Annotated in this window: 22 protein-coding genes and 1 riboswitch; of the genes, 12 read left to right on the top strand and 10 right to left on the bottom strand. The window is 71.9% G+C overall.

Annotated features, from left to right (window positions below; all coding sequences use genetic code 11):
- The coding region (locus ACWDS7_RS33425) for a hypothetical protein (protein ID WP_451932507.1) at window positions 1-391 on the top strand (391 nt) is incomplete at its 5' end.
- Window positions 392-465: 74 nt separating this feature from the next.
- Here ACWDS7_RS33425 and ACWDS7_RS33420 read toward each other — a convergent pair.
- Window positions 466-1050, bottom strand: coding sequence for a hypothetical protein (locus ACWDS7_RS33420; RefSeq protein ID WP_451932506.1), 585 nt, complete (start codon window positions 1048-1050; stop codon window positions 466-468).
- A gap of 204 nt (window positions 1051-1254) precedes the next feature.
- On the opposite strand from ACWDS7_RS33420, the gene ACWDS7_RS33415 reads away from it, so the two are divergent.
- Window positions 1255-1860, top strand: coding sequence for a hypothetical protein (locus ACWDS7_RS33415; protein ID WP_451932505.1), 606 nt, complete (start codon window positions 1255-1257; stop codon window positions 1858-1860).
- On the opposite strand, the gene ACWDS7_RS33410 is transcribed toward ACWDS7_RS33415, so the two are convergent.
- Together ACWDS7_RS33410 and ACWDS7_RS33405 are read right to left on the bottom strand one after the other, a co-directional pair.
- Entirely contained in the window at window positions 1853-3472 is a 1620-nt protein-coding gene (locus tag ACWDS7_RS33410) for an isovaleryl-CoA dehydrogenase (RefSeq protein WP_451932504.1), read from the bottom strand. The two genes, ACWDS7_RS33415 and ACWDS7_RS33410, sit on opposite strands and share 8 nt — an antisense overlap.
- 147 nt (window positions 3473-3619) lie before the next feature.
- On the bottom strand, window positions 3620-5068 hold the full coding sequence (locus tag ACWDS7_RS33405; protein WP_451932503.1) for an ankyrin repeat domain-containing protein: 1449 nt from the start codon (window positions 5066-5068) through the stop codon (window positions 3620-3622).
- Window positions 5069-5252: 184 nt separating this feature from the next.
- Here ACWDS7_RS33405 and ACWDS7_RS33400 point away from each other — a divergent pair, with 184 nt between their 5' ends.
- From ACWDS7_RS33400 to ACWDS7_RS33390, 3 genes are all read left to right on the top strand, one after another.
- A complete protein-coding gene (locus ACWDS7_RS33400; protein ID WP_451932502.1) occupies window positions 5253-5981 on the top strand; it encodes a DUF1707 SHOCT-like domain-containing protein in 729 nt (242 codons plus the stop codon).
- A 311-nt stretch (window positions 5982-6292) separates the two neighbouring features.
- Window positions 6293-6790 carry a SigE family RNA polymerase sigma factor gene (locus ACWDS7_RS33395; RefSeq protein WP_306867733.1) on the top strand — a complete coding sequence of 166 codons (498 nt, stop codon included), beginning with the start codon at window positions 6293-6295 and terminating at the stop codon, window positions 6788-6790.
- Between the two features lies 1 nt (window position 6791).
- Complete coding sequence (locus ACWDS7_RS33390; RefSeq protein WP_451932501.1) at window positions 6792-7589, top strand: hypothetical protein; 798 nt, start codon at window positions 6792-6794, stop codon at window positions 7587-7589.
- An 89-nt stretch (window positions 7590-7678) separates the two neighbouring features.
- Here ACWDS7_RS33390 and ACWDS7_RS33385 read toward each other — a convergent pair whose 3' ends face one another.
- From ACWDS7_RS33385 to ACWDS7_RS33370, 4 genes are all read right to left on the bottom strand, one after another.
- Window positions 7679-8437, bottom strand: a complete 759-nt coding sequence (locus ACWDS7_RS33385; RefSeq protein WP_451932500.1) for a sirohydrochlorin chelatase — start codon at window positions 8435-8437, stop codon at window positions 7679-7681.
- On the bottom strand, window positions 8434-9162 hold the full coding sequence (locus ACWDS7_RS33380; protein WP_306875619.1) for a phosphoadenylyl-sulfate reductase: 729 nt from the start codon (window positions 9160-9162) through the stop codon (window positions 8434-8436). The genes ACWDS7_RS33385 and ACWDS7_RS33380 overlap by 4 nt, the downstream gene beginning before the upstream one ends.
- Before the next feature lie 82 nt (window positions 9163-9244).
- A complete protein-coding gene (locus ACWDS7_RS33375) occupies window positions 9245-9388 on the bottom strand; it encodes a hypothetical protein (RefSeq protein ID WP_012893136.1) in 144 nt (47 codons plus the stop codon).
- 34 nt (window positions 9389-9422) lie between these two features.
- Window positions 9423-11105 (bottom strand): nitrite/sulfite reductase, encoded by a 1683-nt coding sequence (locus ACWDS7_RS33370; RefSeq protein ID WP_451932499.1) that lies wholly within the window; start codon window positions 11103-11105, stop codon window positions 9423-9425.
- 548 nt (window positions 11106-11653) lie between these two features.
- On the opposite strand from ACWDS7_RS33370, the gene ACWDS7_RS33365 reads away from it, so the two are divergent.
- The 7 genes from ACWDS7_RS33365 (at window position 11654) to ACWDS7_RS33335 (ending at window position 17658) form a co-directional block, all read left to right on the top strand.
- A complete protein-coding gene (locus ACWDS7_RS33365; RefSeq protein ID WP_451932498.1) occupies window positions 11654-12463 on the top strand; it encodes a TIGR03084 family metal-binding protein in 810 nt (269 codons plus the stop codon).
- 33 nt (window positions 12464-12496) lie between these two features.
- Complete coding sequence (locus tag ACWDS7_RS33360) at window positions 12497-12895, top strand: YccF domain-containing protein (RefSeq protein WP_306867745.1); 399 nt, start codon at window positions 12497-12499, stop codon at window positions 12893-12895.
- A gap of 78 nt (window positions 12896-12973) precedes the next feature.
- Window positions 12974-13939, top strand: coding sequence for a YihY/virulence factor BrkB family protein (locus tag ACWDS7_RS33355; RefSeq protein WP_451932497.1), 966 nt, complete (start codon window positions 12974-12976; stop codon window positions 13937-13939).
- Between the two features lie 8 nt (window positions 13940-13947).
- A riboswitch (ZMP/ZTP riboswitch) is annotated at window positions 13948-14029 on the top strand.
- Window positions 14030-14060: 31 nt separating this feature from the next.
- Window positions 14061-15317, top strand: a complete 1257-nt coding sequence (gene glyA / locus ACWDS7_RS33350) for a serine hydroxymethyltransferase (RefSeq protein ID WP_306867749.1) — start codon at window positions 14061-14063, stop codon at window positions 15315-15317.
- Between the two features lie 347 nt (window positions 15318-15664).
- A complete protein-coding gene (gene rsgA / locus ACWDS7_RS33345; protein WP_451932496.1) occupies window positions 15665-16783 on the top strand; it encodes a ribosome small subunit-dependent GTPase A in 1119 nt (372 codons plus the stop codon).
- 201 nt (window positions 16784-16984) lie between these two features.
- On the top strand, window positions 16985-17359 hold the full coding sequence (locus ACWDS7_RS33340) for a hypothetical protein (protein ID WP_451932495.1): 375 nt from the start codon (window positions 16985-16987) through the stop codon (window positions 17357-17359).
- A 53-nt stretch (window positions 17360-17412) separates the two neighbouring features.
- Window positions 17413-17658, top strand: coding sequence for a hypothetical protein (locus ACWDS7_RS33335; protein ID WP_306867753.1), 246 nt, complete (start codon window positions 17413-17415; stop codon window positions 17656-17658).
- Between the two features lie 232 nt (window positions 17659-17890).
- On the opposite strand, the gene ACWDS7_RS33330 is transcribed toward ACWDS7_RS33335, so the two are convergent.
- From ACWDS7_RS33330 to ACWDS7_RS33320, 3 genes are all read right to left on the bottom strand, one after another.
- Window positions 17891-18205: a WhiB family transcriptional regulator gene (locus ACWDS7_RS33330; RefSeq protein ID WP_012893126.1), complete on the bottom strand. Its 315-nt coding sequence runs from the start codon at window positions 18203-18205 to the stop codon at window positions 17891-17893.
- A 103-nt stretch (window positions 18206-18308) separates the two neighbouring features.
- Window positions 18309-18971, bottom strand: a complete 663-nt coding sequence (locus tag ACWDS7_RS33325; protein WP_306867758.1) for a sucrase ferredoxin — start codon at window positions 18969-18971, stop codon at window positions 18309-18311.
- A 458-nt stretch (window positions 18972-19429) separates the two neighbouring features.
- Window positions 19430-19654: hypothetical protein (locus tag ACWDS7_RS33320; RefSeq protein ID WP_451932494.1), on the bottom strand; the 225-nt coding region annotated here is incomplete at its 5' end.

Genomic DNA, 19654 nt, shown 5'->3' with positions numbered 1-19654 from the left:
CCCCACCCCGCATTGTCCGTTTTTATCAAAGAAGAAGCCCGTCTGGCCGATCGCGGGGTCGCGCCGCCTCGTCCGGGCGATGGAGAACCTCCACTCCCACGACGTGGTCGAGCCGGAGCTGGCGGCGGCGCTGTGGCGGGTCCTCGCCCGCCAGGGCGACCTGCGCTCGCTCGGGCCGCTCAGGGACCGGTCGGGGAGGCCGGGGCGGGGGTTCGGATTCGAGGACGGGCCGCTGCTGGGGGTGTTCGTCGTCAGCCCGGCCACGGGCGGGCTGCTGGCGACCGAGCTCATCAGGCTCGCCGGCGACGCCGGGTCCCTCCGTCCGGCAGTCGAGGAGTATCGGACCTACGCCGTCAGCGGCTGGGTCGACGGCGAGGGGCGGACGCGGTGACCGGCCGGTCGCGGCCGGCGGCCCGGGACGGCGGGTGAGCGCCGGGCCGTCCGGGGCCCGGCGGGCGCGCGGATTCAGAGATCACGGCAGTCGCGCAGGGTGGGATGGGCGTTCACCCAGCGCCACGCGCCCACGTGGTCGGTGTTTCCGTAGCCCCCGCCCGGCGGGAAACAGCTCCCGCGTTCGTCCGGGCTCCGCCGGACGAGAAAAACGAAAGGGCGGTCGTTTTTTATGGACATGATAATTCCCGTCCCGTTCAGCTTTATCGGCCCGGTCACCTTGACGGCCTGACGGGATCCCTCGAACGCCCGGCGGTCGTACAGGCATACCGCGTTGTCGAGGACGCCGTCCTCGTCGCAGTCGCGCTCGGCGCCCCGGCGGGCGGCGCCGCAGGACGGCGGCCGGAACGTGATCACCTCCGCGCCGTCGCCGTAGGAGAGCGTGTCCGGCGGGACGAACCGCCCCTCCGGTGCCCTCTCCAGCTGCGAGGCGACCGCCCGGGCGGTGTCGGACTCGCACCGGGACGGCGCGGCCGCGCGGGAGGTCGCGCCGGAGACCGTGCCGGGGAGCGCACCGGAGACCGTGCCGGGGGCCGCGGCGAGGATCCCCGAGAGGAGGACGGCGCATGCCGCGCCCGGTCTCCTGGAGCTGATTCTCATGATTAGTCCTTTTCGAGGGGCCAATCGCGGCGGCGATATCCGACCGGTTTTCGCAGATATGAGAGTAGACCGGCGGATGGGGCACGCGCCGGTAAGGGATCGCGTTCTTTCCACAACGAACATCCGCGCATCTGCCTGTAATGAACGCCGCTCCGGCGGACGTTTACCACCGGAAACACTTCCCGGCAGAACGGAGCGCCCCGGATGCGGATCCCACCTTGGAACCAGACGGGTTACCCCGGCCACCGCGAGCCGCTGCCCCGCGACGGCACCCGCGACTGCGGAGTGCTGGAGCGGGTGATCCGCCGGCACTGGTCCGGGGCGCCACGGCGGGAGCTGGTGGCCGCGGTGGACGAGCTCGCCGGGCTCCCCGTGCACCTGGCGACCCGGCTGGCCGAGGACCTCGACGGGATCTGGCTCGGCGCCGACACGCTCGCCGACCAGCCGGAGCCGGACGGCTCCTGCGACGCCCGGGTGGCCGACTCCGCCGGCCTCTACATGGGGCGCACGGTCGTCATCGCCGGCGGGGCGCACTCGTCCGGGGCGCTGGTCCACCACATGATCGGGCACGCGCTGTGCGACCTGGACGAGACGGACCGGACCCCGGAGTGGCGCAGGATCATGCGGTTCTGCCGTCCGCTGCTCGGCCTGGACCGCTACCGGGACCACCCCTCCGAGTGGTGGGCCGAGACCTACGCGCTCTGCGCGAGCCGCAGGCTCGACCGGCTCGTCCGGCTGCTGGCCGGCGACGGCGGGGCCGCCGCGGCCGTGGCGGCCTACCACCAGAGGCGTCAGGGGTGGGTCAGATGACGGCCCGTTCGATGAGGGCGTCCAGATCCAGGCGCGGGGGGAGGGTGCCGAAGGCGCGTCCCGCCTCACCGGCCAGACGGGAGGCGCAGAAGGCGTCGGCGACGGCCGCGGGCGCCAGCCGTACGAGCAGGGAGGCCTGCAGGACCAGGGCCATGTCCTCGGCGACGCGGCGGGCGCGGGCCTCGATGTCGGTCAGGTCGCCCAGGGACTTGCGCAGGCGGTCGACGGCCTCGTCCAGGTGCCGGTCGGCCCCGGCGGCGAGCGTGACCTCGGAGAAGAACGCCTCCAGCGTCTCCGGCTCGCGGCCCAGCGCGCGCAGCACGTCCAGTGCCGCCACGTTCCCCGAGCCCTCCCAGATGCCGTTGAGCGGCGACTCGCGGAACAGCCGGGGCATCTGTGACTCCTCGACGTAGCCGTTGCCGCCCAGGCACTCCAGCGCCTCGGCCGCGTGGACGGGCCCGCGCTTGCACACCCAGTATTTGCCCACCGCCAGCGCGGTGCGGCGCAGCGCGCTCTCGGCCCGGTCCCCGGCGACGGCCCGGTCGGTGGCCCCGGCCAGCCGCGTCATCAGGGTGGTCGCGGCCTCCGACTCCAGGGCCAGGTCGGCCAGGACGTTGCGCATCAGCGGCTGGTCGATCAGCCTCCTGCCGAACGCGCCGCGGTGCGTGGCGTGGTGGACGGCCTGCGTCACGCCGTAGCGCATGCCGGCCGCCGAGCCGATCACGCAGTCCAACCGGGTCATGTTGACCATCTCCAGGATGGTCCGCACGCCCCGGCCCTCCTCGCCCACCAGCCAGGCGACCGCGCCGTGATACTCCACCTCGGCGCTGGCGTTGGACCGGTTGCCCAGCTTGTCCTTCAGCCGCATCAGACGCACGGCGTTGCGGGTGCCGTCGGGCAGGACCCGGGGGAGCAGGAAGCACGACAGGCCGCCGGGGGCCTGGGCGAGGACCAGGAACACATCGCACATCGGGGCGGAGTTGAACCACTTGTGCCCGGTCAGGGCGTAACCGCCGTCCCCCAGGGGCTCGGCCCGGGTGGTGCCGGCGCGGACGTCGGAGCCGCCCTGCTTCTCGGTCATCGCCATCCCCGCGAGCACCCCGCGCTTGCCCAGCGGCGGGCGCAGCCCGAAGTCGTAGCTGCGGGAGGTCAGCAGGGGCTCCCAGTCGGCGGCGAGCGCGGGGCTGTGGCGCAGCGCGGCGACCGCGGCGTAGGTCATGGAGATCGGGCAGCCGTGCCCCGCCTCCACCTGGCTCCAGAGGTAGAACTTGGCCGCGCGGGCCACGTGCGCGCCGGGCCGGGCACTGGACCACGGGGCGGCGTGCAGGCCGTTCTCGACCGCCACGGTCATCAGCTCGTGCCAGGCGGGGTGGAAGTCCACCTCGTCGATCCGGTGGCCGTAGCGGTCATGGGTGCGCAGGACCGGCGGATGCTCGTTGGCCAGCCGCCCCCACTCCCCGGCCTGCTCCGACCCGGCGAGCGTGCCGAGCCGGCGCAGCTCCTCGGTGGCCCAGCCGGCGTTCTCGCGGGCCGTCCCCGCCAGCAGCGCGGGGTCGGCGGACACGTCGTGACCGGTGAGCGGGGGGACCTGGTTGAAGACGTCATGGGTCACGCGCGGCCTCCGATGAACTCAGCTGGACCCGTAACCGGGTGCTGTCCCCATCTCAGCACCCATTCCATGATCTTCACACGTCCGGGGGGAGCCGGGCCACCGGCGCCCCCGGGCCCGGCGCGGACCAGCCCCCCGCCCGGCCGTGTCCTAGGACTCGCGGACCAGGTCGCGGACGTAGTCGTCGTCCTCGTCGCTCTCGGCGAGCACGCGGGCCACGCCTCTGCGGGCGCGCGAGTCGCCCCGGGCGGCCAGGCCGCGGGTGGCCTCGGCCACCGTGGTCAGGTCCTCGTCGTCGAGCCGCGCGGCCAGCGCGTCACGGATCTGCTCGGTGTCCTCCGTCAGCCCGGCCAGGCCCATGGTCGCCCAGTCGCGCACCTCCTCGTCGGGGTCCTCCGTCATGGAGACGAGCAGCGCGAGCCCCTCGGCGTGGCCCGGCGGCAGGACGGCGGCCAGCGCGGCCGGGTCGGCCTGGGTGCGGGTCCAGCCGTCGGCGGTGATGATCTCCAGCACCTCGGGCAGCGACCGCGGGTCGGCGTGGTGGCCGAGCGCGCCGAGCACCGAGCGCAGCACCCGCTCGTCGCCCTCGGTGGCGGCCATCCGCCGTAGGATCGGCAGCGTCCGGTCGAGGAAGGGCTTGGCGCCGTCGGTGAAGCCGAACTGCGCGAGCACGTCGACGGCGAACTCCCGCTTGCGCGGGTCCTCACTGACGCACAGGCGCGCCGCGGCCTCGAAGGTGTCCTCGTCGCCCCGCTCGCTCAGCGCGCTCGCCACGGTCCACCAGGTCTCGGCCTCCTCGTCGATGTCCCGGTACGGCAGCGCCCGCTCGACCAGCTCGTCGAAGGGCAGCCGCTCGGAGGTCGCGACCTCCAGGAGGGTGGCGACGGCGGCGTGGCCGCGCTGGCACACGACCTCGACCGCGCGCTCGCCGTCCGGTCCCACGGCCGTGACGGTCACCAGGTCGGTGCCGTCGGAGGCGCGGCTGCGGCCCACGACGAACTGGGAGTCCTCGGGGGCCTGCTCGGTGACCTGCTCCAGCAGGGCGCTCTCCAACTGCGTGCCCAGCCAGTCGTAGGCGATGGCCAGCGGCGTGTCGCCCTCGCCGTCGGAGCGGGTGGGGTCGGCGCCGGCCGCCAGCAGCGCGCGCACGGCGCCCAGCGCCCCGCGCCGGGTGGCCAGGGTGAGCGCGGTCTCACCGCTGTCGTTGGCCTCCTCGGGGTCGGCCCCGGCGGCCAGGAGAAGGTCGAGCATCTCGGCCCGCCCGTTGGAGGCGGCCCACAGCAGGGCGGTCCACCCGCCGCCCTCCCGGCCGGAGGGCCCGGCCCCGGCGGCCAGCAGCGCCTGCGCGACCTCGGCGTGGCCGCAGGCCGCAGCCCCGCACAGCGGCAGCCCCTCCTCCTCGCCGCCGCTGATCCGGTCGGGGTCGGCCCCGGCGGCCAGCAGCGCCCGCACGATCGCCGTCCGGCCGTCCACCGAGGCCCGGTAGAGGGCCGTCGTCTCACCGGCGCCGTCCGGATCGGCGCCTGTCCCGCTCTGGAGCAGGTGCTCGACCCGCTCGGCGTCGTTCCCGGCCACCGCGTCCAGCAGTTCTTCATACATGTCTCCGGATAATAGGTGGCCGGGAGGGCCGTCGGCCGCCTCCGTGGGAGGGCTCAGCCGGCCCGGGCCACGGCCGTCCCGCGGGCCGCCCGGCGCCCGGCACCCGGGATGTAGGCCGCCGCGGGCCGTAGCTCCTCCTTGCGAAGGATCCACCGCGGAGAGAACTCGCGATATGTTGTGATTCATGAACGATCCCGGTGCGATACGGGCCTCCGACACCGAGCGGGAGGCCGTCGTCGAACGGCTGCGGGTCGCCTCCGTCGAGGGACGGCTGACTCTCGGCGAGCTGACCGAGCGCACGGAGATGGCCTACACCGCCGTCACCCAGGCTGAGCTGGCCGTCATCACCTCGGACCTGCCGTCGGCCGACCACTCCCACGCGCCCGCCTACGCCCCGGCTCCGGCTCCGGCGCCGCAGGGCGGCCGGGCGCGTCGCTGGTTCGTGGCCGTCATGGGCGACTCCAAGCGCCGGGGCAAGTGGCGGATCGACCAGGGCCTCGGGGCGGTCGCCGTCATGGGCGACGTCCTGCTCGACCTGCGTGAGGCCGAGGTCCGCACCGGAGTGGTGGACATCGTGGCCACCGCGGTCATGGGCGATGTGAAGATCATCGTCCCGGACGGCGTGGACGTCGACCTTGAGGGCATCGCGATCATGGGGGACAAGAAGGTCCAGGTCCTGGAGGCTCCCGCCGGGATGAACGTGCCGCTCATCCGGGTCAGGGCGTACGCCGTCATGGGCGACGTCAAGGTGATCGGCGACGCCAAGGCCAAGCCCGTCAAGAAGCCCTGGGCCGCATGGCGGGAGCAGTGGCGCGAGCTGCGCGGCGAGCTCACGGGCGAGCCCCGGCCTCCCCTGCCGCCGGCCCCTCCCGCGGGTCCCCACGGGCACCCCGGCCATCACTGGCCCCACTGACCGTCCGGTCCTCACCGGGGACCCGGCTTCACCCGGGGGCCACTCCTCACTGACCGTCCGGTCCTCACCGGCGGTCGGAGTGATCGTCGGCCGTCCGCTCCTCACCGGCCGTCCGGCTTCATCGGCTCCACTCCTCACCGGCCGTCCGGTCCTCACCGGCGGTCGGGGTGATCGTCGGCTGCCCGCTCCTCACCGGCCGTCCGGAGTCCGCCGGCGCCGTCCCCGGCCGGGGCGTTCCACGGGGCGTGCAACGTCTGCGGGGGTCCGGCGCGTAGTGATCGGTGACGGACACCGAACAGTGAGGACCCCGAATGCGAGATCGGGCCGACTTCGAGCGCTACGTGGAGCAGCGCTCGGCCCGGCTGCTGCAGACGGCCTACCTGCTGTGCCGCGACTGGGGCACGGCGGAGGACCTTCTGCAGACGGCGCTGGCCAAGGCATGGTTCGCCTGGCGGCGGGTGGGCGACAACCCCGACCCCTACGTCTACCGGATCCTGACCAACACCCACGCCTCCTGGTGGCGGCGTAAATGGCGGGCCGAGGTGCCGACGGCTGAGCTGCCCGACGTGGCGGGGGAGGACCGGACAGGCGAGATCGGGGCGCGCGAGGCCGTACGGCACGCCCTGGCGGGGCTGCCCGGCAGGCAGCGCGCCGTGATCGTCCTGCGCTACTTCGCCGACCTGCCCGACCCGCAGATAGCCGAGATCCTCGGCTGCTCGGTGGCGACCGTCCGCAGCCAGGCCAGCCGGGCGCTGGCCAAACTACGCGTCGATCCCGCGGCGGTCGCCGCGATCACCACGGGGAGCTGAGTTGACGATCACCGAATCCGAGCTGCGCGAGATCCTGGGCCAGGAGGGCGGCGACGGCCCGCCCAGGGGCGTGACCGTCGCCGACGTCGACCGGCGCGCCCGCAGGATCAGGCGCCGCCGCCTCCAGGCCCTGGGGGGCACGGTCGCGGCGGGACTCGCCGCCGCGATGGCGTTCACCCTGCCCGCGGGCGGCGTCACCCCGGTCCCCGACGACCTCTGGACCGGGGTCATGGCCCAGCCGTCGCCTGTCCTGCCGACGGTCTCGTGGCCCGGGAGGGAGGACATGGTCCCCCGCGGCGAGATCGCGCGGCGGGACTACCGCGTGGCGGGGAGGCGCGAGAGGCTCCGGGTCGAGGCGGGCGAGGCCCGGATCATGGTGCAGGTCATGTGCGCCGGGCCGCTGCGGCGGCTGGTCATCCGGGTCGACGGCGGCGCCCCCCACGAGCAGTTCTGCGGGCAGGGGCCCGAGGGCCTCACCTACGCGGGGTACTGGGAGGACAGGACCGCCAAGGCCGCCGAGGTCGCGGAGCGCATCGTGTCCGTGGCCGTGCTGCCGGGCGAGGTCGACGCGGGCGCGATGACCGTCGAAGAGCTGTTCGCCCGGAAGGACACGCTGTTCGACGGCTGGGAGCGGCAGCTCGCCGGCGCGGAGAGGTTCCCCCTCGAATGGTCCGTCACGGTCAGGGAGCTGGCCCGTCCGGCCTGCCGGGACGATGTCCGCCAGGTCGACCCGGCCACCGGCCGGGTCGTCGTGGTCCGGTGCGCCCAGGCCGGTGAGGGCGGCCAGGGGACCGGCTGAGCCCCACCAGGTCAGGCGACCGGCTGAGCCCAACCGGTCAGGTGATCGGCTGAGCCCCACCGGTCAGACGACCGGCTGAGCCCCACCGGTCAGGCCGTCGCGAAGGCCCTCTCCCGCCGCACCGCCTGTTCGTAGCGTTCGATCAGCACGGCCGCGAGCTCGGGGGCGGCGCCCAGCACGTCGGCGACGGCCCCGGCGCCCGCGGCCAGGCTGTCACGGCGGATCTTGTCGGCGAAGTGGCCCGGGGCCAGCAGGTAGGGGGCCACCACCACGCGCGGGGCGCCGGCCGACAGGAGCCGCCGGACCTCCTGCGCGGGGGTGGGCTCGGCGGCCGAGGCGTAGGCCGCGGTCACCGACCACCAGCCGCGCCCGGCCCACTCTCCGGCCATCCCCGCGACCGTCGCGTTGGCCCGCCGGTCGCTGGAGCCGGCCGAGACCAGCACCACGGCGGTGCCGGGGTCGCCGGGGGCCACTCCGGCCTCCGCCAGGCGCCGCTCCAGGGCGGTCAGCAGCAGGGGGTGCGGGCCCAGGGTGGCGCCCCGGTGCACGCGCAGCAGCGGGCGGCGGGCCGTCACCTCGGCGAGCGCGCCGGGGATGTCCACGCGGCTGTGGTAGGCCTCGGTGAGCAGCAGCGGCAGCACCGCCGCCTCGGCCAGCCCGGACAGCGCCATGGGGAGCGTCGGGGGAGCGTGGTCGAGGTAGGCGGTGCGCACGGGGATCTCGGGGCGTGCCCGCCGTACCAGGTCGAGCAGGTCCTCCACCGTCGCGGCGGCGCGCGGGTCACGGGACCCGTGCGCCACCGCGACCAGCGGGACCGCCGGCGCCGTGCCGTGGACGCGCCACGTCATAGATGCAGCCCGCATTCCGTCTTCGCCATCCCGGCCCAGCGTCCGCTGCGCGGGTCCTCGCCCGGGGCGACCTGGCGGGTGCAGGGGGCGCAGCCGATCGAGGGGTAGTTGTCGTAGTGCAGCGGGTTGATGAGCACGCCGTTGTCGGCCATGTAGTTGTCGACGTCGTCCTGCGTCCACCGGGCGATCGGGTTGATCTTGACCATCTGGCGCTTGGCGTCCCACTCCACGACCTTGACACCGGCGCGGGTGGCGGCCTCGTCGCGGCGGATGCCGGAGACCCAGGCGAGGTAGGGCTCCAGCGCCCGGTTGAGCGGTTCCACCTTGCGCAGGTAGCAGCACAGGTCGGGGTTGCGCCCGAACAGGCGCGGGCCCAGGTCGCGTTCCTGCTCGGCCACCGTCCGGGACGGCTTCACGTCGATCACGTTGACGTCATAGACCTGCCGCACGGCGTCACGGGTGCCGATCGTCTCGGCGAAGTGGTAGCCGGTGTCGATGAACAGCACGTCGACACCGGGTTTGACCCGGCTGACCAGGTCGATCAGCAGCGCGTCGCTCATCGAGGAGGTCAGGCAGAGCCGGTCGCCGAAGGTGGCCGCGGCCCAGCGGATGATCTCCAGGGCGGAGGCGTCCTCCAGGAACTGCGCGGCCGACTCGACGATGTCCTGCAGGTCGAGCGCGCCGCGCTGCTGTCGTAGTCCGACTTCGATGTCCACCAGTGTCATGTCGCTCACCACTCCTCGTTCGCCACGCGGGCCGCCCGTGCCTCGCCGACCACCGCGCTCACCGCGTCGGGCTCGCTCCGCGTCATGACCGCACTCCGATTCCCAGGAACTTCAACTTGAAGGCGCGCACGCATGAGCGGCAGTACCAGCCGCCGTCGCCCTCGTAGGGTTCGAGATCCTCTTCGCCGCAGTAGGGGCAGTGGAAGGGGACCGCTCGCTCGCTCATCGGACCCTGCCCGCCCCGCGGCCCGCCGGGCCGCTCACTTGAGGTCCGTCTCGTCGGCCCGCTGGACCCAGTCGGAGAAGGTCTCGCCGTCGTTCTTCTGCTTCTCGAAGTTGCGCACGACGCGCTCCACGTAGTCGGGCAGCTCCTCGGCCGTGGCCTTCAGGCCGCGGACCTTGCGGCCGAAGCCCGGGTTGACGCCCAGGGAGCCGCCCAGGTGGATCTGGAAGCCCTCGACCTGCTCGCCCTTGTCGTTGACGACGAGCTGCCCCTTGAGGCCGATGTCGGCGACCTGGATGCGCGCGCAGGAGTTGGGGCAGCCGTTGACGTTGATGGTCAGCGGCTCCTTGAAGTCCGGCAGGCGCTGCTCCAGCTCGTCGATCAGGTCGGAGGCGGTGGCCTTCGTCTCGACGATCGCCAGCTTGCAGAACTCGATGCCGGTGCAGGCCATGGTCTGGCGGCGGAAGGTGGAGGGGTTGACCCGCAGGTCGTTGGCCTCCAGCTCGGCGACGACACTGTCGACCCGGTCGGGCGCGACGTCGAGGATGACCATCTTCTGCTCGACCGTGGTGTGCACCCGGTCCGAGCCGTGCCGCTGGGCGATGTCGGCGATCAGGTGCAGCTTGTCGCCGTCGAGGCGGCCGACCCTGGGCGCGAAGCCGACGTAGAAGTTGCCGTCCTTCTGCGGGAAGACGCCCACGTGGTCGCGGCGCCCGCCACGCGGCTGCTCCGGCGCGGGGCCGTCGGGCAGCGCGTATCCCAGGTATTCCGTCTCGAGGATCTCCCTGAACTTCTCCACGCCCCAGTCGTTGACCAGGAACTTGATCCGGGCCCGGTGGCGCAGGCGGCGGTAGCCGTAGTCGCGGAAGATGCCGATCACGCCGCCCCAGACCGGGGCGACCTGCTCGGGGGTGACGAAGACGCCCAGCCGCTTGGCCAGCATGGGGTTGGTCGACAGGCCGCCGCCGACCCACAGGTCGTAGCCCTTCTCGCCCCGCTCGTTGACCACGCCCACGAAGGCGATGTCGTTGATCTCGTGCACGGTGCAGTGCGCCGGGCAGCCGCTGACCGCGGTCTTGAACTTGCGCGGCAGGTTGGAGAAGGCCGGGTCGCCGATGTAGGTGTCGTAGATCTCCTCGATCTGCGCGGTGCCGTCGAGGACCTCGTTGTCGTCGATCCCGGCCAGCGGGCAGCCCAGGATGACGCGCGGGGTGTCACCGCAGGCCTCGGTGGTGGACAGGCCCACCGCCTCCAGCCGCTTCCAGATGTCGGGGACGGCCTCGATCTCGATCCAGTGGAGCTGGATGTTCTGGCGGTCGGTGACGTCGGCGGTGCCCCGGCCGTAGAGGTTGGAGATGTCGGCGATGGCGCGGAGCTGCTCCAGGTTGAGCCGCCCGCCGTCGATCCGGACCCGGAGCATGAAGTAGCGGTCGTCGAGCTCCTCCGGCTCCAGGATCGCGGTCTTGCCGCCGTCGATCCCGGGCTTGCGCTGGGTGTAGAGCCCGTACCAGCGCATCCGGCCCCGCAGGTCGGCGGGGTCGATGGAGTCGAAACCGTTCTTGGCGTAGATGTCGATGATCCGCTGACGGACGTTGAGCCCGTCGTCGTTCTTCTTGTTCTCCTCGTTCTTGTTCAGCGGTTCACGGTAACCGAGAGCCCACTGACCTTCGCCGCGCGGGCGCTTGTGGTGGCGGTTAGCCGGCTTGGCCGGGGTCGTCATTTGCGCGTCCTTTGGATCGATGGAGTGATTTCCGGACACGCACAGACGGCACCTACCGCCTCATCGTCGAGTGCGGGGGTTGCTTACTCACAAGAAGGAGGACGCCTGTCGCGCGCCCGAGCTGGGTGAAATCAGCGGAGGGCGACGGTCAACGGACGTCACAACAGATGGCACTGCGGACACGCAAGAGGTCGACGTGGCGTCGCACGACGAGCAATGGGTCCGCTGGCATGTCCCTGACGATACCTTGGTCGACTGAGATGTCCAATGTCGGGTCCACACTCTGGACTGTCTCCAGGCTCAACCTTGGTCCGCGGGCCCGGTTCCGGCTGTCCGGATCATCCCTGGCGCGGCCAGTCCAGCGCCGACTCGTGGGGCCGCTCGGCCTCCTGGTGCTGGCAGTCGCACCATGAGCCGCCCCGGCACTCGCCGTGACGGCGGTCCTTGCACTGTTCGCAGATCACTCTTGTGGGGTGCCCCTGGAATCGAGGGACTATCCCCTAGAACATCGCTCGGTTACCCTTGCCTTGGCCGGATGGGGAGGTGCCGTGAGCCTGCTGGGCGAGTTGCTGGCCGATCTGCGCGCGGAGACCGCCGAGCTCGACGCCATGGTCCGCGGGCTCGATCCGGCGGCCTGGGAGCTGCCCACCCCCGCCGAGGGATGGGCGGTGCGCGACCAGATCAGCCACCTCGCCTGGTTCGACGACGCCGCCACCGCCGCGGCGACCGACCCCGACGGCTTCCGCGCCACCCTGCCCGCCTTCCTCGGCCGCGGATACTCGGCGGTGGACGAGATCGCGGCCGCCTCCCGCAGCCTCGCCCCGGGCCAGGTCCACGACTGGTTCCGCGCCGCCAGGGCGCGCGGCCTGGAGGCGTTCGCCCGGCTCGACCCCGGGGTCAGGCTGCCCTGGTACGGCCCCGACATGTCGGCCGCGTCCTTCGTCACCGCGCGGCTGATGGAGACCTGGGCCCACGGCCAGGACGTGGCGGACGCGCTCGGCCTGGCCCGCGTCCCCACCGCCAGGCTCAGGCACGTGGCGACGCTCGGGGTGCGGGCCATGCCCTACGGCTTCGCGATGCGCGGCCTGCCGCCGGCCGGGCCGATCCGGGTCGAGCTGACGATGCCCGACGGGTCGCCGTGGACGGCGGGGCCGGCCGGGGCCGCGGACGTGGTCAGGGGGCCGGTGCTCGACTTCTGCCTCCTGGTGGTCCAGCGCCGCCACCTCGACGACACCTCCCTGGAACTGCGGGGTGAGGGCGCGCGGGCGTGGGCACGGGTCGCCCAGGCCTTCGCCGGGCCCCCGGGCAAGGGGCGGGCACCGCTCGGATCAGGGGTTTCTCAGGGACGGACCGGATAGAACCCGCCCGATCCCGCCTGACATCCTCAAATCATGCGGACTCTGTTGAATGTCATCTGGCTGGTGTTCGCGGGGATCTGGCTGGCCGCCGGCTACGTCCTCGCGGGCGTCATCTGCTGCATTCTGATCATCACCATCCCGTTCGGCATCGCGTCGTTCCGGATCGCCGCCTACGCGCTGTGGCCCTTCGGGCGGACCGTGGTGCGCGATCCCGGCGCCGGCTGCCTGTCCACCGTGGGGAACGTGATCTGGTGCGTGGTGGCCGGGATCTGGCTGGCCATCGGGCACCTGCTGACCTCGATCCCGCTCTTCCTGTCGGTCATCGGCATCCCGCTGGGGATCGCCAACATCAAGCTGATCCCGGTCTCGCTGCTGCCGCTGGGCGCCCGGATCGTCGACGTGGACGACCCGGAGGCGTTTTATCGCAGGTAGCGCGGACGGTGGACAAGAGATTCGATCGTTGCCGGACGGACTCGTGATCAAGCGTCACTAGGAAATACGTTGTGTGCCATGACGTCCACTGATGCTCCGGCGCACCGCCCCGGGCCTGACAGGCGCTCGCCGCGCGGGCGGGGGGCCAGGCTGCGCGCCGGGCTCACCTGGGTGCGCGGGACGGGCGTCTGGGCACTGGCCAGCGCCACGGTCAACGCGGGCGTCACCTACCGGGTCACCGGCCTGGCCGGTGAGGCGGCCTTCTTCGCGCTGCTGTCGCTGCCGCCGTTCATGCTCGGCCTGATCGGCGTGCTCGGTCAGCTCACCCGGGTGTTCGGCCCCGACACGCTGCAGAGCGTCCGGGAGTGGATCGACACGCAGGCGCACCTGCTGTTCACCGACAACGCCGTGGACACCGTCGTCACCCCGCTCGTCGACGACGTGCTGAAACCCGAGAACCAGGTCTCGCTGATCTCGCTGGGCTTCCTGCTGGCGCTCTGGTCGGGCTCGCGGGCGCTGTTCGTCTACGTGGACCTGATCTCGGTCGCCTACGGCCTCGGCGAGGAGCGCGGGATCATCCGCACCCGCCTGATGTCCTTCGGCCTCTATCTCGCGGGCCTGCTGACCGGGCTGCTCGTCATGCCGGTGCTCGTCCTCGGCCCGGCGGCGCTGCGCGGCGCCCTGCCCCCCGACTACGCCCCGCTGGTCGACAGCCTCTACTGGCCGGTGGTCATCATCGGCTCGGTGTTCTTCCTCACCCTGCTCTACCACGTGAGCGTGCCGGTGCGCACACGCTGGTGGCGCGAGCTGCCCGGGGCGGTGCTCGCGTTCATAATCTGGATCGCCTGCGCCGCGGTGCTGCGCGCGGTGCTGGCGGCATGGTTCTCCCCGGTCTCGATCTACGGCTCGCTCGCCGCCCCGATCGCGGTGCTGCTGTGGCTCTACATCACCGCGCTGGCCGTGCTCATCGGAGCCACCCTCAACGCCGAGGTGGACCGGCTCTGGCCGGTGGACGGAGCGGGCCGCGCCGGCCGTGCCGGCTAGTCCGCTATCGTCTAAGACGCGACTGGCGCATTGGGTGGGAGGGACCACCGGGGAGCGTAATGGCGAAGGCCGTGCGCCTGGGTCTTCGCGACGTCAACGACGACAGAGGAGTGAAGGCCCCATGAGTTCTCTTTCCAGTGTCGATCCGCAGATCGCCGAGCTCATCAGGGCGGAGGAGCGCCGTCAGGCCGACACCGTCAAACTGATCGCCTCGGAGAACTACGTCTCCAAGGCCGTCCTGGAGGCCACCGGCACCGTCCTCACCAACAAATACTCCGAGGGCTACCCGGGCAAGCGTTACTACGAGGGCCAGCAGGTCATCGACCAGGTCGAGTCCCTGGCCATCGAGCGGGCCAAGTCCCTGTTCGGCGTCAACCACGCCAACGTCCAGCCCTACTCGGGCTCGCCCGCCAACCTCGCCATCTACCTCGCCTTCCTGCAGCCGGGCGACACCGTGATGGGGATGGGCCTGCCCTTCGGCGGCCACCTCACCCACGGCTGGTCGGTCTCGGCCACCGGCAAGTGGTTCAACCCGGTCCGCTACGGCGTGCGCCAGGACACCGGCCGCGTCGACATGGACGAGGTCCGCGAGATCGCCCTCCGCGAGCGGCCCAAGCTGATCTTCTGCGGCGGCACCGCGATCCCGCGCACGATCGACTTCCCGGCCTTCGCCGAGATCGCCCGTGAGGTCGGCGCGGTGCTGGCCGCCGACATCGCGCACATCGCCGGCCTGGTGGCCGGCGGCGCCCACCCGTCGCCGGTCGGCCACGCGGACGTCATCTCCACCACCACGCACAAGACCCTGCGCGGTCCCCGCGGCGCGATGCTCATGGCCACCTCCGACGAGCACGCCACCGCGCTCAACAAGGCCGTCTTCCCGGGTCTGCAGGGCGGCCCGCACAACCACACCACCGCGGCCATCGCGGTGGCGCTGAAGGAGGCGGCGACCGACGACTTCAAGGACTACGCCCGCCAGGTCGTCATGAACGCCCAGGCGCTGGCCGAGGAGCTCAACGGCCGCGGCTTCGACCTGGTCTCCGGTGGCACCGACAACCACCTCATCCTGCTCGACCTGACCCCGAAGGGCATCGGCGGCAAGCCCGCCGCCCAGGCCCTGGACAAGGCCGGCCTGGAGACCAACTACAACACCGTGCCCTTCGACACGCGCAAGCCGTTCGACCCGTCGGGCATCCGCATCGGCACCGCCGGCGTGACCAGCCGGGGCATGGGCGTGGCCGAGATGCGCCAGATCGGCGCCTGGATCGACCAGGTCGTCACCGCCCTGGCCAAGGACGAGGACGAGGCCAAGCACGTCATCACCCGGGTCCACGGCGAGGTCACGGAGCTGACCTCGCACTTCCCGGCCCCGGGCCTGTGACCTGATCCGCGGCGGGAAGGCCCCGGGACCCGTCGGGTCCCGGGGCCTTCTCACGGGCGCGCCCGCCGTACGGGCCGGCGGGCCGCCGGGGCGGGGCGCCCGCGGGCGCCGTACGGCGGCCCCGGCCGCGGCGCGCGGGGTGAGACGGGTGGTTAATGGGTTGCGTGGAATGGGGGGACCTGCGCTAATCTTCAGCCGAAGACGCCATTTGGCAGACAGATGGCCGTGGACACGGGAGGTGAGGACTATGCGGGTCGTTGTGACGAGCCTGCCATCCGTCAACCTCCGGGTGCCCGCCTAGCCACTTCACGCAGGGGCGCCCGGCTTCCACAAAGGGTGTACCCACGTTGTCATCGCCAGTCATTTCTGGTCTGTCCACACTGTCCCCGCTCGGCTGGGACGACTCTCTCGCCGCCGAACTGCCGGCCGGCCTGATCCCCGCCCGGGTGGCCCGCGTCGATCGCGGCGCCGCCGAAGTGCTGACCGCCGACGGTCACGCACAGGCCCACTACAGCGCCCAGGTACGGCGGGCCGCCGCCGCCGACCCCGTCGCCCTGCCCTGCGTGGGGGACTGGGCCGGTCTCCGCCGGCTCCCGGAGGGCCGCTTCGAGCTGGAGACGCTGCTGCCCCGCCGTACCGCCTTCGTCCGCGGTGGCGTCGGCAGGCTCTCCCGGGGCGGCCTGTCCGGCGACTCACAGGGGCAGGTGCTCGCCGCGAACGTCGACGTCGTGTTCGTCGCCGAGCCCGCCCTGCACGCCACCGACACCGCCGACCTGAGCCGGATCGAGCGGCTGCTCGCGCTGGCCTGGGAGAGCGGCGGCCTGCCGGTGGTCCTCATCACCAAGTCCGACCTCATCGGCGAGGGCCTCGACTACCTGATGGAGGAGGTCGCCACGGCGGCGCCCGGGGTGGACGTGCACCCGATCTGCTCCCTCACCGGCGAGGGGGTCGAGATCGTGCGCGGCTACCTGGAGGGGACGCGCACCGCCGTGGTGCTCGGCGCCTCGGGCGCCGGCAAGTCCACGCTGGTCAACGCTCTGGCGGGGACGGCGGTGATGGAGACCCAGCAGGTCAGGGCCGGTGACGGCCGGGGGCGCCACACCACGGTGCACCGCGAGCTGATCCCGCTCCAGGGGGGCGGCCTCATCATCGACACGCCCGGCATCCGCCGCGTCGGCCTGTACGACATGGGCGAGGGCGTGGACATGGTCTTCTCCGACATCGAGGACCTCGCCGGGCGGTGCAGGTTCGCCGACTGCCGGCACGACAGCGAGCCCGGCTGCGCGGTGATCGCCGCGATCGAGGACGGCACGCTGCCCGAGCGGCGGCTGGAGAGCTGGAACAAGCTCCAGCGCGAGGCCGCCTGGATGGCCTCCAGGAGCGACGCCCGGCTCCGCAAGGAGCTGCAGAACAGGTGGAAGATCATCCACAAGGAGATGCGGAAGTCAGGCCGGAACCGGCCGTGACGGCCGGGGTGCCCCGTCCCGGCCCGTGATGGCACGGGCCGGGCCGGGGCGCCCTCCGGTGCCTGGGGACGGACGCGCCCGGCGCCGGTCCGCCACGTTCCGCACCGTTTCGGCGGCCCGGCGACGGTCGCGTTCCCGGCGACCCGACTACTCTTACCAAGAGTAGGGTTTTGACTACTGTGAGTAGGCAAACCTTTAGGTGTGATCGCAGACTCGGGTGGACGGAGGTCGTCCCGGTGCCGCTGGGCGGCTCCGTGGATCGCGGTCCTCATCTGCCTCGGGCTCTGTCTGGGCTGGCACTCGGACGTTCTCGGGCTGCCCGCGGGGACGGCCGCCGAGGTCGTCGCGGGTGACGCGCCGCCCGCCGACGACGTCCCCGCCGCACCCGTCACCCGCCACACCCAGGGCAAGCGTGAACCGCGCACGCAGCTCAGAGGGACCGCGACACCGGGGACCTGGGGAGCGGTCCCGCCTGCGGCCGGGCAGCCGGCCCGCGGCGCCATGGCCGGGGGCTCCCCGGCCACGGCGCAGGCCGAGCCCGATCGGCTGATCCTGCTGAGCATCTCTCGCATATAGGTCCGGCGGCCCGCCGTCCGGATCAGCACGACATCCATGCGAGGAGATAGTTCATGCGAGAGATTCACGAGGTCACCGAGGCCTGGGACTTCCAGTGCCTGCGCTGCCTGCACGTCTGGGAGGACATCTACGAGGCGTGCCACGCCGATGACGGCCGGCCGGTCGTGTGGCGCAGGCAGGGGATCGTCACCACCGCGCCGTGGGCGGACCGCAGCTGTCCCAGCTGCTCCGCCCCCCAGGTCAAGCCGCTGCCCTCACGCGGTCGGCGGGACATCCCGGGGGTCCCCCCGCAGGGCTGAGCCGTCTGCGGGTGGTCGATGATGGCTTACAGTGATAGGAGCTGCAGGCAGTCGTCCGGGAGGCGGCCACGGTGTGGTGCGTATGGCGGCCTCCCCGACGGGTGTTCCCCGGCGGACCGGCCGTGATCGGCGGATCGGCCCGCGAAACACCCTGACCATACACAACAACGTGTGATCTCGCAGGGGAATCAGCGAGATCACACGCGAGGGGAGAGCCGGGTGGAGGTGCTGCTCAGGCGACGGCGCTGATGCCGGCGCTGGCGGCGCGGCGCATGCGACGGCGACGCTCGGAGGCGCGCTCGTCCTCGTTCAGACCGCCCCAGGTGCCGTACTTCTCCGGACGGGACAGCGCGTAGTCGAGGCATTCGGCGCGTACGGGACACTGGGCGCAGATGGCCTTGGCCTTACGCTCGCGAATGTCGCGCTCAGGCTGACGCTCGCCGTCGGGACCGAAGAAGAGCACGAGGTCCTCGCCCCGGCACGCGGCGTCATCCTGCCAGCCCCAGCTGGGCCGAGGCCGGGCGGTCTGCCGACGTACCTGAGACATGAGAAAACCACCTTTTAGTGAGGGTATTTCGGGTTGATGCCGCATTGGACGTTTATGGCGTCCCTGTGTCCAACGCCTGGATAGGCCGTGATGTTCCCTCAGGTCAGGTGAGGGCGGACGTGGCGTACCGCACAGGCGCGAGCCTGTCCAGCGCGACCAGCCGATAGGTGGTGATCGTGTCGGCACAAGCCGTACCACATGGCGTTGTTAGCGTCATGGGTTCAACCACTACCCGAAAACGAGCGGCACTACCGCGCACGAAAGCCTCGGTGGTGTCGCCGTCCGACCTGGAGGACTCCACGGCCACTCCGCCGACCGAGAGCTCGCCCGTGTGGGAGCGGACGAAATGCTCGACGGCTTGCAATGGCTCAGGGATGCCTGCGCGTCCCCGGAAACGGTCGAGGATGACCTCGCCGGACCGGTACGCATTCGCTGCCGCGACCGCAGCAGCCTGAGACATGCTGCCGTAGTAAAGCCCGTGTGGCAAGCACACGAGGTTGGCGGCGTATCGATCGCCGCCAACATGTGATGTTTCCCATACTCTGTCCGGCAAAACTTCGGCCAGAGAACGAGCGAGGGGTAGTCCAATGCGGGCGCAGCACGCGTTGCGCTTGGCATGCGTGCAGACCAGAAAAACCGGCTCACTCACAAGTATGCAGGACTCCGGGACCACTCCGGCCACCAGAGCGTCCATGTCAAGATCGTCCGGACCTGCGATGACGCCTTCGGCGAGCCACGGCTCGGCCGCCGTGGAGTCGGCGACCATGACGTGAATGCCGTTCCCGTAGGGGATCCGGCGCCCCGGGCGGCGGATGAGCTGGGGCCGGATGCCGAGGCTCGTGGCCCGTTTGATAAGAGTGTGTACGTCCTCGGGGAGCCGGCAGTCCTCCAGATGGGAGGCCCAGGGGCCGGAATGCTCGATGAGCAGCCAGAACCGGGCGCCCACCGTCGCGCTGGCGAGGACGGGCAGGTCGCCCGAGTGGCATCCCTGAGGGTGCGCGCAGCTCCTGGCCGCCATGCTCGAAACGCCCCCCGTGGCCACCGCACACCCCTCCTATATCGACTTAGGTAAGACTAACCTAACGCTGGCGGAGATGTGACGTCCGGGGCTCCGGAGGCGGGCGGTCCGGATGGAGCCATAGGGCCTGCGGAGGGTCCCCGTCAATAGGCCGGTCTCAACAGGCGTCAACACGTCTTTGTCAATAGGCGGACCGAAAAAGCTGGTCAGGCAGACTGAAAAAGCCCGTCCGCGGCAGTGGGCGGACCGAAAAGCCCGCCCGCCGGGGCGGGGCGCCGGCGGACCGGGCGGCCCGCCGCCCTCAGCCCCAGGAAGTAGAGCGCCTGGTACTGCGGCACGGTCAGGCCGGACGGCTTGAGCACCATGTGCTTGAGCGCCATCAACTCCGGCAAGTCCACGCTCACCCAGACCTTCGTCCGGCTGGTCGACCC

This window comes from Streptosporangium sp. NPDC003464 (genome assembly GCF_053588315.1).
Note: the sequence above shows the minus strand (reverse complement) of the source record. Positions and strands in the feature narration are given on the sequence as shown.

Bases quoted from the DNA above. Each gene is read 5' to 3' on its own strand.
- ACWDS7_RS33420 (WP_451932506.1), bottom strand. From the start codon at position 1,050: ATGAGAATCAGCTCCAGGAGACCGGGCGCGGCATGCGCCGTCCTCCTC.
- ACWDS7_RS33415 (WP_451932505.1), top strand. From the start codon at position 1,255: ATGCGGATCCCACCTTGGAACCAGACGGGTTACCCCGGCCACCGCGAG.
- ACWDS7_RS33405 (WP_451932503.1), bottom strand. From the start codon at position 5,068: ATGTATGAAGAACTGCTGGACGCGGTGGCCGGGAACGACGCCGAGCGG.
- ACWDS7_RS33400 (WP_451932502.1), top strand. From the start codon at position 5,253: ATGAACGATCCCGGTGCGATACGGGCCTCCGACACCGAGCGGGAGGCC.
- ACWDS7_RS33395 (WP_306867733.1), top strand. From the start codon at position 6,293: ATGCGAGATCGGGCCGACTTCGAGCGCTACGTGGAGCAGCGCTCGGCC.
- ACWDS7_RS33385 (WP_451932500.1), bottom strand. From the start codon at position 8,437: ATGACGTGGCGCGTCCACGGCACGGCGCCGGCGGTCCCGCTGGTCGCG.
- ACWDS7_RS33380 (WP_306875619.1), bottom strand. From the start codon at position 9,162: ATGACACTGGTGGACATCGAAGTCGGACTACGACAGCAGCGCGGCGCG.
- ACWDS7_RS33375 (WP_012893136.1), bottom strand. From the start codon at position 9,388: ATGAGCGAGCGAGCGGTCCCCTTCCACTGCCCCTACTGCGGCGAAGAG.
- ACWDS7_RS33370 (WP_451932499.1), bottom strand. From the start codon at position 11,105: ATGACGACCCCGGCCAAGCCGGCTAACCGCCACCACAAGCGCCCGCGC.
- ACWDS7_RS33360 (WP_306867745.1), top strand. From the start codon at position 12,497: ATGCGGACTCTGTTGAATGTCATCTGGCTGGTGTTCGCGGGGATCTGG.
- ACWDS7_RS33355 (WP_451932497.1), top strand. From the start codon at position 12,974: ATGACGTCCACTGATGCTCCGGCGCACCGCCCCGGGCCTGACAGGCGC.
- glyA (WP_306867749.1), top strand. From the start codon at position 14,061: ATGAGTTCTCTTTCCAGTGTCGATCCGCAGATCGCCGAGCTCATCAGG.
- ACWDS7_RS33335 (WP_306867753.1), top strand. From the start codon at position 17,413: ATGCGAGAGATTCACGAGGTCACCGAGGCCTGGGACTTCCAGTGCCTG.
- ACWDS7_RS33330 (WP_012893126.1), bottom strand. From the start codon at position 18,205: ATGTCTCAGGTACGTCGGCAGACCGCCCGGCCTCGGCCCAGCTGGGGC.
- ACWDS7_RS33325 (WP_306867758.1), bottom strand. From the start codon at position 18,971: ATGGTCGCCGACTCCACGGCGGCCGAGCCGTGGCTCGCCGAAGGCGTC.